Source organism: Hyphomonas sp. (genome assembly GCF_017792385.1).
In the GTDB taxonomy this organism is placed as follows: domain Bacteria; phylum Pseudomonadota; class Alphaproteobacteria; order Caulobacterales; family Hyphomonadaceae; genus Hyphomonas.
Window position 1 is genome coordinate 815,821 of record NZ_CP051230.1, and the last position, 15,373, is coordinate 831,193.

Below are 15,373 nucleotides of genomic sequence, written 5' to 3' on the forward strand. Positions count from 1 at the left end.
GGTTTCCTGCTGTGGAACTATTCCAGCTACGCAGCAATCCGGCTTTGGTTGCCTTCCATCGCAAACAAAACGCGCGAAGATCGGGTGTCACAGCGTTGGACGGACCGTCACGATCCGATCGGATCATTGGTGACGGTCCGGATCGCCAGCACGCTGGGGCGTGGCGGCATGTCCGGGTTAAAATCCGGCCAGCGGGTTGTTGGCGTCTCGAAACTCGCCCGCTCTCCGTCTCCCGGATGCTGCACCGCGACGAACAGGGTCCGCCCGTCCGGCGAGAATTTGGGACCGCACACTTCGGCCCCGACCGGCGCGCGGAAGAAGGCACGACCGGTTCCGCGGCGCGCGCCGTCCGTCTCCATTGCCCACAAACCGTCCGCGGCACCGGTATCGTCATTACCGTCCGTGGACACCCAGAGACGGCCGGACGGATCCACCGCGCAGTTGTCGGGACTGCCAAACCAGCCATTCTCGCTGGTCAACGGATTCCACACCGCCCCTGCCCCGGGACGGGTCGGATCCCCACAGCGCACAAGAATGTCCCAGCGCGACCTTTCGGCGGTAAAATCCCCGTCCGGCTCGGAAATCTCGATAATATGGCCGAACACATTGTTCGCGCGCGGATTTGCGGCATCGATCTGGTCGGGGGTCCGGCGATTGTTGTTGGTCAGCATGACCCAGACCCGTCCGGCAGACGGGTCGGGCTCGACATCTTCCGGACGATCCATGGGGGTTGCACCGAGCAGGTCAGCGGCACGCCGCGTTTCGATCAGGACATCCGCCTGGGACTCGAAGCCGTTTTCTGCCGTCAGTGGCCCAGCCCCATGTGTCAGCGCCATCCACTCGACTGTTCCATCCGCGTCGAACCGCGCCACATAAAGGGTCCCCTCATCCAGAAGGTCCCGGTTCGCCGAAGGGTTGCCAGGTTCGAACCGGCCAGCGGTGACGAATTTGTAGACATAGTCAAAACGCTGATCATCGCCCATATAGAGCACGACACGTCCATCCGGCGCGACGACGCTTTCGGCACCCTCATGCTTGAACCGCCCCAGCGCAGTGCGCTTTTTCGGCATGGACGCCGGGTCCATTGGATCGACCTCGACCACCCAGCCGAACCGGTTCGGTTCATTCGGTTCCTTGCCGACATCGAACCGGTCGAAGAAGCGCCCCCATTGGTACCAGCCGCCCGGCACGCCGTATCGCGCGCCATTGGCCTGTTCACGGTGTCCGTCCGTATAGGCGCCCAGGAAGTTGCCGTTGAAATTCTCTTCCGCCATCAGATAGGTGCCCCAGGGCGTGGTGCCGCCGGCGCAATTGTTCATCGTGCCCGCCACGCGCCGCCCGGATGGGTCCGCGCTGGTGCGCAGGCGAGGCGATCCGGCCGCCGGACCCGTCAGCTCCATCGGCGTGGCATGGGCCGTGATCCGCCGATTGTAGGGGGAGCCGATCACGGGCTGCCAGCCCTCCGGCGTCTCCACGATTTCGACCACTGTGCCGCCATGTGCCGCCATTTCCACGGCGCAGAGATCGCGTGTCATGCTGGCCGGATAGCTGCGCGCCACATTTGGAAACATCAGCGGAGTCGATGTGTATTCGTGATTGACACAGAGCAGGCCGCGTTGGCGGCCATCCGCATCCGGCGCGAGCGCGATGAAGCCGAGATAGTCGTTGTTGTAGCCGAACTGGCGCAGCTGAGCGGCTTCGGTCTGGTGCGCCGGATCGAATTCAGGGCTGTCGGGGAACAAGGGGTCACCCCAGCGCAGAACGGTGTTTGCCTGATAGCCGGGCGGGATGTGATGAGTCTCATCCATGCCGCGCGATATTTCTTCAAAGGCGAAAGCGGCAGGCGGCTGAATGTTGCCGTCAACGCGCGTCGTCGCGGCGCACCCGGTTGCGGTCAGCCCTCCCAATGCGGCCATCCCGCCGAGGAATCCCCGGCGCGACAGGCGGGCCTCAATCACGTCGCCAATCGTGGAGGCGCCCTGCCCGATACGCGGATTGCTGGTCCTGTTTTCCGAATGATCCATGGTGTCGCCTCGCAAACTGATCGGGTCTCGTAACAGAGATTTGCGACACTTATGCTTCAAGGCATGAAGCAGTCAAAACGAGCGGGAAGCAGAAAACGACCTGGTGGGCGGTACAAGGTTCGAACTTGTGACCCCTACGATGTCAACGTAGTGCTCTACCACTGAGCTAACCGCCCGATCCAGTCGGAAGCAGGGGTAATGAATAATTCGGCGCGCGCCGTCAAGACGGGTTTGGCGGTGTAACGACGCAGAGGGCGATTTTCTGCAGTAGCGCGTCCGGTGTTTCCGGATCCTCGGCGAAGAACCAGACCTCACCAAACGGGTCATTGGCGGCAAACCCATACCCTTCACAGGTGAAACTCAGCCAGTGGCCCAGTTCCGAGGGCGTCAGGGACGTGATGGAAAGCCCATCCATTTGCGACAGGCGGAGCATGCAGGCGTCGAGCGACATCGTGGCAGGGGCATCGAAAAAATGCCGGCCGGCATCATGGCTTACGGATTTCAGCAGCTTGGGCGGCTCGTCGGAGGCGCCCCGGCTCATCAGGCGGCCATCACCTTGTCGACCTCGTCGACGATTTCCCGAAGGTGGAACGGCTTGGACAGGACCTTCGCGCCGGCAGGTGTGGGCGCGCCGGACGACAATGCGACGGCGGCGAAGCCGGTGATGAAGACGATCTTCATGGCCGGATCGAGCTCCGCACCGCGGCGGGCCAGTTCGATCCCGTCCAGGCCGGGCATCACGATATCGGTCAGCAAAAGGTCGAAGACTTCCCGCTCCAGCGCCGAAAGCGCGCTCTCCCCATCGGCATAATCCTGAACCTCATGACCGGCGCGGCGCAGGGCGGCCGCCAGGAACATGCGCATGGAGTCATCATCTTCGGCCAGCAGAATCTTGGTCACGCGGAAAGCCCTCTTCTCGGTAGAACCCTAAGCATAAAGACGCAGTTCGGTAAATCAGGGGTGAATGATACGGACGGGAAACCATATTCGCTCTGCCTGACTGCACGGCACGGCGAAAAGGCTTGACCTTCCTGCAAACCACGAAACGATAAGGTGAATGACCGAAGCGCCCCAATTCCTGGACCGGACCGACACTAGCCCCGTGCCGCATGCGCCGACGACGCCGACCGATCAGGATGGCGCGGTGCGCTATGGCCTGCCCTATCGCCTGGAACTGCCCGAAACGCTGGATGTCCCGGTCATTTTCGCCTCTCCGCATTCCGGCAGCCTGTATCCGGACGAGATGCAGTCAGCGCTCTGTGTGCCGTTGCAGACATTGCGCCGCACGGAAGATGCCTTCGTCGACAAATTGTTCGCGGATGTGCCGGGAAAGGGCGCCATGCTGCTGGCGGCACGCTATGCCCGCAGCGTTGCCGACCTGAACCGAGATCCGCGGGAACTGGACCCGGACATGTTCGTTGACGGCCCGCCGCGGGCCTGCGGCCTGCCGACGGCCCGCGTCGAGGCCGGCCTTGGCTGCCTGCCCCGTGTGGCCGCCCGCGGGGAACGGATCTATGGCCGTCGCCTCAGCCGCGCTGAAGGCGAGGCTCGCCTGACCGGAATTCACGATGTCTATCACCAATTCCTCGCCACGGAGCTAAGCCAGCTGGCGGAACGCCATGGCCGCGCCTTCCTGATCGATTGCCATTCCATGCCCAGCATTCAGCCCGGCCGCCGGAATCTGGCCGATATCGTTCTGGGCGACCGCTTCGGCTCCAGCTGCGATCCGCGCCTGACAGGCCGCATAGAACGCGCCTTCCGGGCCCGCGGCCTCAGCGTCGCGCGCAATGCGCCCTATGCCGGCGGCTACACGACCCGCCGCTATGGCCGCCCCAAGCGGGACCTTCACGCCGTCCAGATCGAGATCAATCGGGGCCTTTACATGGACGAGCACGCTGTGGCGGTTGCTTCGGGCTTTGACCACGTACAGCAGCTGATTTCAGAAGTGGTCGAGGAAATCCTGCTTGTGGCCGGACAGATCGGGCCCCGCTGATCCGGATTGATCCGGACAGCCACGCCCAGCCCCTTGATTCATTTCCAAAAAAAAAGGCCGCGCTCCGAAAGCGCGGCCAAGGTCAAAGGGAGGAAACGCCAGAGGCGTCTGCACCGGAGTGCAGGACCAGATTTATGTTGCGCCGCACAAAACGCAACAGCTGAATCGGCAATTCGCTGTTTTTTGAATCACCCGCCCAAGATTTGTGCAAAACTGACCATCGGCACGCCATTTGCGAGGGATCGGCCACACCATCCCGAATTGGGACTGATACCGGTCCCATCCGCAAGGAGCTGAATATGGCTGACGAAACAGACCTGCACGTGGGCAAACGCCTCCGCCGCCGCCGCCGACTGCTTGGCATGACCCAGCAGGACCTTGCGAGCCAGGTTGGCGTGCGATTCCAGCAGATCCAGAAATATGAGTGCGGCGCCAATCGCATCACCGCCTCCCGCCTGTACGAACTCGCCAAGGCGATGAACGTGTCGGTGCAATATTTCTTCGACGGCATTCCCGCCAGCGATGCCCCGGATGCTGCCAATGACGCCGAACGCATGGAAGGCGACATCCTTTCGCAAAAGGAAACGCTGGAACTGGTCCGGGCCTATTACCGGCTTGGCGAGCGCCCGCGCAAACGCCTGCTGGAGCTGGCCAAGGCGCTCGAAGGCGACACCAGCAATACCGGCGTCGCTTGACGCTGCGCACGGCGCGGGGCAATCCCTGCGCCGATGAGCACTCCCTTTTCCCTTGAAGACGAGTTGGCCTTTGCGGGCCGGCTGGCAGATGCGGCCCGGACAGCGATCCGGCCGCATTTTCGCGCTTTGGATGGTGTTGACGGCAAGACGGGCGGCCCGGCCCAGTTCGGGTTTGACCCGGTCACCGCAGCCGACACCGGCGCCGAGCGCGCCATGCGCGACCTGATCGCGGCGGAGCGGCCGGACCATGGCGTCATCGGGGAAGAGTTCGAGGACATCCCGTCCCGCAACGGCCTGACCTGGCTGCTGGACCCGGTCGATGGCACGCGCGCCTTCGTGGCCGGCCTGCCCAGTTGGACCACGCTGATCGCCCTATGCGACGAAGAGGGCACACCGCTGATCGGCATCATTGACCAGCCCGTGCTGGATGAGCGCTATCTTGGCTGGCCGGGCGGCGCGGCCCTGCAACAGGCGGGCACGCAGACCCCGATCCGGGTATCGGGCTGCCGCGACCTGCGCGAAGCCGTCATCTCGACCACCGACCCGTTCATCCTGAACCCCGCAGAACAGGGCGCATGGACCCATTTGCGGGCCACGGCCCGTATCAGCCGGTATGGCCTGGATGCCTATGCCTATGCCCGGCTGGCAGCCGGCACGATCGACCTGGTTGCGGAAAGCGGGCTGAAGGCCTGGGATATTGCGGCCCTGATCCCGGTCGTGCGCGGGGCCGGCGGCCTGGCGACAGACTGGCGCGGCAATGCGCCGAGACTGGGCGGCCAGATCGTCTGCTGCGCCAGCCAGGACATTCTGGATCAGGCCCTGCTGGCCCTGCGCCGGTCCGCCGAGATTTGAGCCCGCCGGACGGCGCCTAGGGGCCCTCGACCGTGTGGCCCCGCGCTTCCAGCATGTCGATCACGCTGTCCTCACCGGCCAGATGGCCTGCGCCGACCGCGATCAGCCGCGTCCCCGGCGTGTCCAGCATGGCTTCGATCTTGCCGACCCAGATTTCGTTGCGCGATTTCAGCAGCGCATCATAAACCTCGTCCGACCCCATCATGTCCGGATTGGCCATCAGCAGGCCGATGCCATGCACATCGCCATCCACCCATTCGGATACGAGTGTGTCGAGCACTTCGCCGCCTTCCTCGATGGATTCGGCAGACCCGATCAGGAAGTCCACCTGCACATCCATCGGCAGATCGGCAAACCGTCCGAGTTGCTCCTCAATGGTCTCCAGATAGGCCAGCGACTTGCCCGCGGCGCGCGCCTCGGCGCCCAGCACCATTTCGACCCCGGAATTCGGATCATAGCCTTCTTTCTGGATCTGCAGGACGGACAGGTTCACCGCCGCCCACCAGGGCTGCATCGGCTGGACCGCGCCCAGCGGCATGCCGACATGATCCAGCGCCTTCTGCAATTCACCGCGTTCCACTTCGTCCAGCAGGCTGGTCAGCTGCTGCCCGCCTTCCAGCATGCCTTCGGTGGATATGAACCGCATCATTTCCGATGCCGCCGCCTGGCTTGTCACATCGGCTTCGAACACGACCGTGTCCGCCTCGGCAAACGCGGCATCGATCGCATCGCTGCGCCAGTCGAGATCCGGCCGCAACAGGTGGACCGTGCCGAGCATGTAGAGCGTCGTATCCTCATCCGACAGCGTCCAGAGCGCCGGCGTCCCTGCCCCGCGGGAGGCTTCCGCCTCCGCCAGCGCGGCCGCATAGGCCGCCTTCTGGGCCTCGAGTTGTGCGGCGCGACTCTCGGCCGTCTGCGCCGCCGGGGCGGGCGCAGGCGCATCCGCCTTCGGGCCGCAGCCGGACAGGCTGAACGCAAGCGCCAGGGCGGCGCCTGTCATGGCAAGGGAAACTCTCCGCATGAATTGGCTCCTGAAAATTCCGGGACATCCAGACCTAGCCCAATCCGGCGGCGGCGCAAGCACCGCGTGCGGCGGGAACCGCATTCCGGCGTTGCACTCTCCGGCCGCTTGCCGTATTCACCGGCTTCGGCTGGCACCCATAGCTCAGCTGGATAGAGCGCTGCCCTCCGAAGGCGGATGTCAAGTCTGGCGATGGTTGTTGGTGTTGGAAGAAAGAAGTGACTAAACAACGGTTTGAGCGGATGTCGGGTTCGCTCTTCAGGCCGACGAAAATCTCGCGTAAGCATGGCGTAAGCATCTCGCGAACGGTATGCACCCGTAGCTCAGCTGGATAGAGCGTCGCCCTCCGAAGCCGGGTGTCAAGCGGTTTGAAGGAAAAGGTGCAGAGAAGGAAAAAATAAAACTGTCAAAGACTTAGCTTGATGCTTGCCTATGACGCTCTATTGAGGAAATTACAAAGGTAACACATAGGTAACACCGAAATCGATTTGCGGTCCCTTAGCTCAGCTGGATAGAGCGCTACCCTCCGAAGGTAGAGGCCATTGGTTCGAATCCAATAGGGACCGCCACTTCTCACTTTGAAAAATTAACTGGCATAGTGAGGCCACCCATTGTCCAAACTATCATTTTATTCTCTTGTAGATGGCGATGTCGGTACGCTCGTAACAGACTAACTCGCAATCGTATTCCCCTGAGTGGATGAAGTTAAACAGTGCCACTCTGAAAATCGATTTGTGTTGCTACTATTTCTAACTTGAGATGCGTTGGACGAGTTCTGCCGCGTCTATTCCATCTACCATTTCCAGTCCTAGCTTTAGTCAAGAACTTTGCTGAAACTCATATACCTCTTGACTCTTGCTCCTCAAAAAGAACAAAATAAGAACATAATGGACAAAATTAGTCTACCATCCGGTGCCATTATCGGCGCTGCGGGGGAGCTGTACCCTCATGCCCACAAGGTGCTTCGCCTTGGCGATGACATCTGCTTGGCGCTTGGCCGTGTGCATGAAGTGCTGGGCGATAGTGCCGATGTCTTTGCACTTATTGCTGCGGCGAAAGTCTCGGGGCCTGTTTTGTGGTGTGGCGGCGGGACGGATATTGGCACGCTCGCCCCGACCGCCATTCAGGACTTTCTTGATCCGGCGCGCTTGCTTCTCGTCGAAGGTGTCTCGCGGGGCGAAGTCATGTGGTCGGCGGAGCAGGCGTTGCGGATGTCTGGCGTGGGCGTGGTGATTGTCGAACTACGCGATGGGCCTGACTTGCGCGAAAGCCGCCGTTTTCAAATCGCCTGCGAAGAAAGCGGCGCACTCGGACTTATCTTAATCGAAGGCCGCGCCCAGACATCGGCGGCAGAAACACGGTGGGACTGCCATGCAGTGTCGAGCGCAGCTTATGACTGGGAATGGCGCTGCACAAAGAACAGAAAAGGAGAACCCGGCATATGGCAGGTGAAATGGCAAGGAGGACGCGATGGTCAGGATATTGTCCATTTGGTTGCCGCAACTGCCGCTTGACCGATGGGTGCGCCAACAAGACCCGCGCCTTGAAGGCCCCTTCGCGATCACCAAAGACATAAAAAACGCGCACCGCCTGACTCATGTGAATGCACCGGGCCGGCGCGCAGGGCTCGGCCCCGGATTGTCCATTCCTGATGCACGGGCAATTTGTCCTGACCTGCTGACCGAGCCTTCAGACGAGATGCGCGAAGCGTCTTTGTTGCGTGCGCTGTGGCGATGGGCGGATGTGCTATCGCCGCGTGTGGCGCTCGATGCGCCGGACGGGTTGCTCCTCGATATTGCGGGCTGCGCGCATTTATTTGGCGGCGAAAAAGAGATGGCGACCCATGCCAAGGAGCGCTTGTTTGACATGCAGATCACCGCGCGGCTGGGCATTGCTGATACCAAGGGTGGCGCCTGGGCGCTCGCGCGTTATGGGAAGGGCAATCCGGCTATTGCTGAAATCGGTGCGACAATGGACGCCTTGCGCACGCTTCCGATTGCCGCGTTAGGTTTAGACGACAAGACGATCTCTGACCTGAGCCGAACTGGTTTGACGACCATTCGTCAGCTTATGGACATTCGGTCAGGCGAACTTGCGCGGCGGTTCGGTCTGGACTTAACGAAAGCACTCTCAACGGCGTCAGGCCATGCGCCCGATCCGGTCACACCTCGCGCAGCTAATCCAGTCTATGCGGCGCGTATGAGCCTTCCCGATCCGATTGGTTATCTGTCCGACATTGAAGGTGTGATTGGAAGGCTTGCTTCCAGCGTATGTGGACGGCTGCAAACGGATCAAAAAGGCGCACGCCGATTTGAACTGACAGTCCGCTGCGTGGATACAGGCAATCATGTCTTGCGTGTCGGTTTTGCCAAGCCATGCTTCGAGGAAGGCCCGATCCTACAGCAATTTGCGCGCCCCTTGGACGCTCTGAAAATCGAGTTTGGCGCGGACTGGTTTCGTCTGCGCGCTGCGCACATTGAGCCTGTCCGATCAAAGCAAATGGAACTGACCGAACAGACGGACACGGAGAATGAACTGTCGCGTATTGTTTCGACTCTTGGCAATCGGATCGGCTTTGACCATGTGCGCCATTTTGCAGGCCATGAAAGCCACTTGCCCGAAAGTGAGTTTTTTCAGCTTGAAACCATGGACAGGCGGGATGCACCAAGCTGGACACAGACCCCTCGCCAGCGTCCCTTGAGACTGTTTAACGGGCCGGAGCGCTTGCATCTGATTGAAGCTGGCAGACCGCCGCGCCGCTTCCAGTGGCGCAGAGCATCTTTTCATTTACAGACTGCCAATGGCCCGGAACGACTGACGCCAGAATGGTGGGCAAGCAGCGATGGACGCACACGAGATTATTGGCGGGTGCAGACTGAAGAAGGCCCGCGTTTCTGGCTTTTGAATTATCCGGGTCAAGCCGAACCGGACTGGTATATTGCAGGGCGTTTCGCATGAGCTACGCCGAGCTTTACGTCACCAGCAATTTCACCTTCCTAACCGGGGCCTCACACGCTGAGGAGCTTGTTACGCGCGCCGTGCAACTCGGCCTAGGGGCCATGGCCGTCACCGATAAGAACACTTTTGGCGGGATCGTGCGCGCACATGGTGCAGCGAGAGAATTGGGCCTACGCTTTATCGTCGGTGTACGTCTTGTTTTGAGTGATGGCTGTGAAATCCTCGCCTATCCGAAAAACCGCAAAGGCTTCGGTCATTTGTGCCGCTTGCTCACACTTGGAAAGCGGCGGGCGTCCAAGGGTGACTGCGATCTCACCTTAGACGATGTGCTGGAATGGGGCGCGACTTGCGTGCTGGTCGCTTTGACCGCCCCTGATCTTGAATTGCTTTTAGCGCGTCTGCGCGAACGTTTTGGAAGCGATGTGTTTCTCGGCCTTATGCCACATTATGATGGTGAGGATGAAACCCGCTTTGCCGAACGCGCCGCGATGGCATCGCGATCCGAGATTCAGCTTGTGAGTCTTGGCAATGTGCTGATGCACACTGCCGGGCGCTTGCGCCTCGCTGATGTACTGTCTTGTTTGCGCGAGAAAACCACCATCGATAGATTGGGGCGCCACGCTCAGCCGAACGCTGAGCGCCGAGTGAAATCAGAGTTTGAATTGCGCCGTCTGTTCAAAGCCTATCCCGAGGCTTGTGCGAATACATGGGTGATTGCGGAAAAATGCGCGTTCAGCCTTGATGAACTGAAATATGAATACCCGGACGAAATCACCGATGGGATGTATCCGGATGAACGCCTGCGGGCGCTCACTGAGGACGGGCTGGAGCGGCGCTATCCCGATGGCGTCTCGCTGAAAGTCCGTGCGATGATTGAAAAGGAACTCTCGCTCATCAAGGAGCTCGATTATGCGCGCTATTTTCTAACCGTGCATGACATTGTGCAGTTTGCGCGAGGCCAAGGCATACTTTGTCAGGGGCGCGGCAGCGCCGCCAATTCCGTTGTCTGTTATGCGCTCGGCATCACAGAAGCCTCACCAGAAATGATTACCATGGTGTTTGAGCGCTTTATCTCGGAAGCGCGGAATGAACCGCCCGATATTGATGTCGATTTTGAGCATGAGCGGCGTGAAGAAGTTATTCAACACATCTATCAGAAATATGGACGTCACCGTGCGGGCCTCTGCTCAACCGTTGTGCATTTTCGCTCGCGCCGCGCCATCCGCGAGGTCGGCAAAGCGATGGGACTATCCGAAGATGCGGTTTCTGCGCTGTCCAGTCAGGTTTGGGGCGTCTCCAGTTCAGGGCTCGACGAAGAACGCGCCAAAGCTGCAGGTCTTGATGTGAAAGATCGGCGGCTCGCGCTTACCTTGGAACTTACGAAAGAGATAATCGGCTTTCCTCGCCATCTCTCGCAGCATGTTGGCGGCTTTGTCATTACGCGCGGGCGGCTCGATGAGCTGTGCCCCATTGAGAATGCGGCCATGGAGGATCGCACTGTTATCGAATGGGACAAGGATGACGCCGAAACGCTCGGTATGCTGAAAATAGATATTTTGGCGTTGGGGATGCTTTCATGCCTGCGTCGTAGCTTTGACCTCCTGAAAACATGGAAGGGTGAGCATTACACGCTGGCGACACTGCCCCAGGGAGACACAGGCACATATGACATGATTTGCAAGGCCGATACGGTTGGCGTTTTTCAGATTGAATCACGCGCGCAGATGAATTTTCTTCCGCGTATGCGCCCGCGCAATTTGGAGGATCTGATTGCCGAAGTCGCCATCATCCGGCCCGGTCCCATTCAGGGTGACATGGTACACCCTTTTATCCGCAGGCGGCGCGGCGAAGAAAAGGTCACATACCCCTCAGAGGAATTAAAGGAAGTTTTGGAGCGCACATATGGCGTGCCGCTGTTTCAGGAACAGGCCATGCAGATTGCCATTGTTGCAGCAGGGTTCACGCCAACAGAAGCCGATGCCCTGCGCCGAGCCTTAAATGGCTTTCGCAGACAAGGCGCAGTGGAGGATTTCAGGGAGCGGTTTATTAAAGGGTGTGTGGAGCGCGGCTATGAACTGGCTTTTGCCGAAAACTGTTTCAAACAACTTCAAGGCTTTTCAAGTTATGGCTTTCCCGAAAGCCATGCCGCCAGCTTTGCCTTGCTTGTTTATGCCTCTTGCTGGATTAAACATAATCACCCGGAAGTCTTTTGCTGCGCGCTCTTAAACTCGCAGCCCATGGGTTTTTATGCGCCAGCCCAGATTGTGCGTGATGCTATTCAGCATGATGTCAACGTTAAGCCGATTTGCGTCGAGCGTTCCTATTGGGACAATGTGTTGGAATATGACCATGATGGTTCTCTCGCCGTGCGGTTGGGTTTTCGTCAGATCAAAGGGCTGAAAGAAGAAGAAGGTCATTGGATTGCGGCAGCGCGCGGAAATGGCTATCGGGCGATTGATGCAGTATGGCGCAGAGCGGGAGTGTCCCGCAAAACGCTTGTGAAACTGGCTGGCGCAGATGCCTTTGCCGAATACGAACTATCTCGGCGAGACGCGATTTGGAAAGTGAAAGGTCTTGGCGGGGATAAACCGCTACCACTCTTTGAAAATGACGGTGAAGGCTTACCGGATATTCCAGCATTGCTGCCAACACTCAGTCTGGATGAGGATGTGTTTGAAGATTATGTGGCAACGCGACTGACACTCCGAGAGCATCCGACCACACTTCTGAAACCTCAGATGAAACGCTATATGGGTGCTGAAGACTTACGCCAGATCGCAGATGAGACGTGGCTGAGTGTTGCAGGCCTTGTGATAACGCGACAACGCCCTGGTACAGCGAGTGGGGTTATCTTTCTGACGCTCGAAGACGAAAACGCTGTGTCGAACATCGTTGTTTGGCCCAAGACATTTGAGAAATACCGCAAAGCAGTGATGGCCGGGCGGCTCTTGCATATTCGCGGGCGTTTGCAGCGCGAAGGCACAGTCACGCATGTTATTGCCACGCATATAGAGGACTATTCGTATTTACTCGATACGCTGGGTGATACGGCGCATGCGGGAGGCTCCATTGATCCATCCGCGGATCGTATGGATGAGGCCAAGCGGCCCGTGCAGGACAATCGCACAGGGCCAAGGCCAGCTTTGAAGTCGCAATCAGAGACGGTCACGGACGCCCTACAAAACGCTCGGCACGCGCGATTGGGCGCGGGCGCGCATCATCCGAGACAACAAGCCAAAAAGCTCTTTTACAGTCGGGATTTTCATTGAAAGAACAATAGCGTATAAATACTGCAAAGTATGCGAATGAAACCTCACTAGTTCATTCGGTAGTGGGGACAAAATGAGCAAAAAATTTATTTTCGTATTCATGTTTACTGCGGCACTGTGCCTATTTTCAAAGGCGTCCGCCGAAACTGATTGTAAGAAGAAATGCTGCACAAAAATATTTGGGGAAACGGTTTGCGAACCGGCATGCAAGGCAACATGCGAGGCGGCGAAAGTAATTGGCCCGACTTTACCCGATTGTGGCGGTGACATCTGCGATGCGCTTGAAAAAGGAAAGAACGAAGTAAAAAACGCTCTTTCCGATGTTGAAACGACTATAAGAACTGGCGATTGCGGTGGAGATATTTGCGACACACTGGATAAGGCAATCTCAGACATCCTTGACGAATCTGAGCGTACTGGAGAGAATCTGGAGGAAGCAGTTCACGCGGTAGGAAAATTTATTGAATCTCAGGCTCATGGCTTAGGTGACTCGCTATCGGATGCCGAAAAGAGAGTAAGAGAAGGAAAAGTTGTTGACGCGCTTTGGCACTTGGCAACAGACCCAGTAAAAAACACTGAAGAAGCCGCTGCCGCCGCTGCTATGGAGAGCGATATAATTCGTGCCGTCGGGCAAGTAGCTGCTGGTGCATATGGTGGCCCTGCTGGTACCGCTGCATATGCAGCTTGGCTAACATATAATGAGACGGGCGATATTGAGTTAGCGCTTAAGGTTGGTGTGATCACAGCGGCAACAAGTTACGGGAATGAAGCTGTAGCCGGGATACAGGGCGAAGGACTTAGCCATACCACAAAGAAAGCAATTTTATCAGGTGCAATTGGGGGCATCTCAGTTGCGGCAAGTGGCGGTGACGAGAAAGCGATGCTGGATGGATTTGTTCTATCTGCTGGATTGGTAGTCGTCAAAGATGGCTATAAGGAACTTACAGAACATGATCTGGATCGAGACTCATTGAAAGCTTCGCGTGGAGAGGCTTATTGTTTGAATGTGACTGCAGAATCCCTTGCTAAGAATTCTGCTGCCAGTTGCCTCCCTACAGAAGATATATTTGTAAGGGACGAAAACAATCAGATTGTTTACGAAGATGCTGAACGCACAATTCCAAAATTTCGAGACAAAAGCCGAATAATGGCCGAGTTGGATAATCGCCGACCTCATGTCGGTAAATGGTCTCAACCAGGCGAAACTGGGATTGGGCATTTCGCGTCGAAAGAAACTGGAATGGTAATGACGGGAGTTTCCAAAATTCCCGGGATGAATGCTATGTCCGTATTTCACGATCAATGGGCAATAAACTGGGAAATGGACCCCGTTTCTTCCGCGCTCACAATTCCACCTGCTACTGTGATTACATATATTGGAACAGGCGGTCCAAGTTACGACTTAATTAGAGAGTCCGCTATAGAAAATGATGGACGCGAGTCCATTGACTACCGGGCTTCCGTAGGAAGCGTCAGTTCAGAGTCACAAGATGAGCAACTTGAGAGCTACATCGGACACTCATTCATTTGCACGAAGGCTGACATCGTACGGCAAATCGCACTAGAGTTCCCTAGCTCTCAATCCTCAGACAAGTGCCGCGTAATATATAAATCCGAAAAAGGTTTCGAAACGCTTTGGTCTGCCAAGAATGATAGAAATTATTGCAAGCCTCACGCAATTGGGTTCGTCAGTAAGCAGATTTCAGAGTTTGGTTTCACCTGTTCGGTTCAATAGTATGTGCGGACGATTTTTCAGGCATAAGGTCAGTTGGGAAGAGTATTATGCTCAGCTTGCTTTGTTTCGTCCGGATGAGATTCCGGAGAATGAACCTGCGTACAATGTAGCGCCAACGCAAATTGCCCCCATCATCCGACAACTTCATGATAGCGAAGAGGTAGAACTCGCATTCGCCATGTGGGGCCTCGTGCCTGTTTGGTGGAAGAAACCCTTATCCGAGAAGAAGTTTTCAACTTTCAACGCAAAGGCGGAAGAGGCGCATGAAAAGCCAACTTTCCGATCAGCGTTCAAGTCAAAACCTTGTCTTGTGCCGATGAGCGGTTTCTACGAATGGAAAGGCCCAAAAGGCAAAAAGCAGCCATATGCAATCTCCATGCGTAACCGACGATGGTTCTATGTGGCGGGTCTATGGGATCGGGCGTATATTGATGATGAGCCGTTGGATAGCTTCACCATACTTACCACCGCGCCAAATGACTTTATGGAGGGCATTCACAATAGGATGCCGCTGATCCCCGAACAATCTGACGCTAAGGCATGGATTACGGGTAGCTTGGATGAGCGAATGGCGATGATCGCGCCGTATGCGGGCAATGATTTGCATGCATGGCCAGTGGACAAAGCCGTTGGGAATGTTCGCAATCAAGGGGAAGAGCTGATCGCGCCAATGGGTCAATAAAATCGATGTTTTATAGTTCCGGAGTTTACTGGGTAACTTCAACACTGTTTCACTCAAGTGCTTCCTATCAGCTTTTCTGGTGATGCATCACCAGAAAAGGCCGGGCCTGAACTCGAAGCAAAGGTCCGCGCCGCATTTTCCAGT

Annotated in this window: 12 protein-coding genes and 2 tRNA genes; 9 read left to right on the forward strand and 5 right to left on the reverse strand. The window is 57.5% G+C overall.

The annotated features are described in order from the left end of the window. Positions 1-107: 107 nt before the first annotated feature. From HF955_RS04005 to cpdR, 4 genes are all read right to left on the reverse strand, one after another. On the reverse strand, positions 108-2,024 hold the full coding sequence (locus HF955_RS04005) for a PhoX family phosphatase (protein WP_291078112.1): 1,917 nt from the start codon (positions 2,022-2,024) through the stop codon (positions 108-110). Between the two features lie 101 nt (positions 2,025-2,125). Continuing rightward, positions 2,126-2,200, reverse strand: a tRNA-Val gene (locus tag HF955_RS04010). Between the two features lie 44 nt (positions 2,201-2,244). Beyond that, a complete protein-coding gene (locus HF955_RS04015; protein ID WP_291078114.1) occupies positions 2,245-2,565 on the reverse strand; it encodes a hypothetical protein in 321 nt (106 codons plus the stop codon). After that, complete coding sequence (gene cpdR, locus HF955_RS04020; protein WP_027839043.1) at positions 2,565-2,924, reverse strand: cell cycle two-component system response regulator CpdR; 360 nt, start codon at positions 2,922-2,924, stop codon at positions 2,565-2,567. Before cpdR ends, HF955_RS04015 begins: the two co-directional genes overlap by 1 nt. A 157-nt stretch (positions 2,925-3,081) precedes the next feature. Between cpdR and HF955_RS04025 the strand changes: the two genes are divergently transcribed. From HF955_RS04025 to HF955_RS04035, 3 genes are all read left to right on the forward strand, one after another. Beyond that, positions 3,082-4,017 (forward strand): N-formylglutamate amidohydrolase, encoded by a 936-nt coding sequence (locus tag HF955_RS04025; RefSeq protein ID WP_291078117.1) that lies wholly within the window; start codon positions 3,082-3,084, stop codon positions 4,015-4,017. Positions 4,018-4,316: 299 nt separating this feature from the next. Further along, on the forward strand, positions 4,317-4,712 hold the full coding sequence (locus HF955_RS04030; RefSeq protein ID WP_027839044.1) for a helix-turn-helix domain-containing protein: 396 nt from the start codon (positions 4,317-4,319) through the stop codon (positions 4,710-4,712). Positions 4,713-4,745: 33 nt separating this feature from the next. Then, positions 4,746-5,564 (forward strand): inositol monophosphatase family protein, encoded by an 819-nt coding sequence (locus HF955_RS04035; RefSeq protein ID WP_291078120.1) that lies wholly within the window; start codon positions 4,746-4,748, stop codon positions 5,562-5,564. A gap of 16 nt (positions 5,565-5,580) precedes the next feature. Here HF955_RS04035 and HF955_RS04040 read toward each other — a convergent pair whose 3' ends face one another. Next, positions 5,581-6,585: a TraB/GumN family protein gene (locus HF955_RS04040; RefSeq protein WP_291078122.1), complete on the reverse strand. Its 1,005-nt coding sequence runs from the start codon at positions 6,583-6,585 to the stop codon at positions 5,581-5,583. A gap of 492 nt (positions 6,586-7,077) precedes the next feature. On the opposite strand from HF955_RS04040, the gene HF955_RS04045 reads away from it, so the two are divergent. The 6 genes from HF955_RS04045 (at position 7,078) to HF955_RS04070 (ending at position 15,229) form a co-directional block, all read left to right on the forward strand. Next, a tRNA-Arg gene (locus HF955_RS04045) sits at positions 7,078-7,154 on the forward strand. Positions 7,155-7,412: 258 nt separating this feature from the next. Then, complete coding sequence (locus tag HF955_RS04050) at positions 7,413-8,099, forward strand: hypothetical protein (RefSeq protein WP_291078123.1); 687 nt, start codon at positions 7,413-7,415, stop codon at positions 8,097-8,099. Then, positions 8,056-9,543, forward strand: a complete 1,488-nt coding sequence (locus tag HF955_RS04055; protein WP_291078125.1) for a DNA polymerase Y family protein — start codon at positions 8,056-8,058, stop codon at positions 9,541-9,543. Before HF955_RS04050 ends, HF955_RS04055 begins: the two co-directional genes overlap by 44 nt. Then, complete coding sequence (locus tag HF955_RS04060; RefSeq protein WP_291078127.1) at positions 9,540-12,812, forward strand: error-prone DNA polymerase; 3,273 nt, start codon at positions 9,540-9,542, stop codon at positions 12,810-12,812. Before HF955_RS04055 ends, HF955_RS04060 begins: the two co-directional genes overlap by 4 nt. A 73-nt stretch (positions 12,813-12,885) precedes the next feature. After that, positions 12,886-14,547 carry a hypothetical protein gene (locus HF955_RS04065; protein WP_291078129.1) on the forward strand — a complete coding sequence of 554 codons (1,662 nt, stop codon included), beginning with the start codon at positions 12,886-12,888 and terminating at the stop codon, positions 14,545-14,547. 1 nt (position 14,548) lies between these two features. Next, positions 14,549-15,229 carry an SOS response-associated peptidase gene (locus HF955_RS04070; protein WP_291078131.1) on the forward strand — a complete coding sequence of 227 codons (681 nt, stop codon included), beginning with the start codon at positions 14,549-14,551 and terminating at the stop codon, positions 15,227-15,229. Positions 15,230-15,373: the final 144 nt, after the last annotated feature.

Excerpts from the sequence above, each read along its gene's own strand:
- HF955_RS04065 (WP_291078129.1), top strand. The coding sequence starts at position 12,886 with ATGAGCAAAAAATTTATTTTCGTATTCATGTTTACTGCGGCACTGTGC.
- HF955_RS04015 (WP_291078114.1), bottom strand. The coding sequence starts at position 2,565 with ATGAGCCGGGGCGCCTCCGACGAGCCGCCCAAGCTGCTGAAATCCGTA.
- HF955_RS04025 (WP_291078117.1), top strand. The coding sequence starts at position 3,082 with ATGACCGAAGCGCCCCAATTCCTGGACCGGACCGACACTAGCCCCGTG.
- HF955_RS04030 (WP_027839044.1), top strand. The coding sequence starts at position 4,317 with ATGGCTGACGAAACAGACCTGCACGTGGGCAAACGCCTCCGCCGCCGC.
- HF955_RS04060 (WP_291078127.1), top strand. The coding sequence starts at position 9,540 with ATGAGCTACGCCGAGCTTTACGTCACCAGCAATTTCACCTTCCTAACC.
- HF955_RS04005 (WP_291078112.1), bottom strand. The coding sequence starts at position 2,024 with ATGGATCATTCGGAAAACAGGACCAGCAATCCGCGTATCGGGCAGGGC.
- HF955_RS04070 (WP_291078131.1), top strand. The coding sequence starts at position 14,549 with ATGTGCGGACGATTTTTCAGGCATAAGGTCAGTTGGGAAGAGTATTAT.
- HF955_RS04055 (WP_291078125.1), top strand. The coding sequence starts at position 8,056 with ATGGTCAGGATATTGTCCATTTGGTTGCCGCAACTGCCGCTTGACCGA.
- HF955_RS04040 (WP_291078122.1), bottom strand. The coding sequence starts at position 6,585 with ATGCGGAGAGTTTCCCTTGCCATGACAGGCGCCGCCCTGGCGCTTGCG.
- HF955_RS04035 (WP_291078120.1), top strand. The coding sequence starts at position 4,746 with ATGAGCACTCCCTTTTCCCTTGAAGACGAGTTGGCCTTTGCGGGCCGG.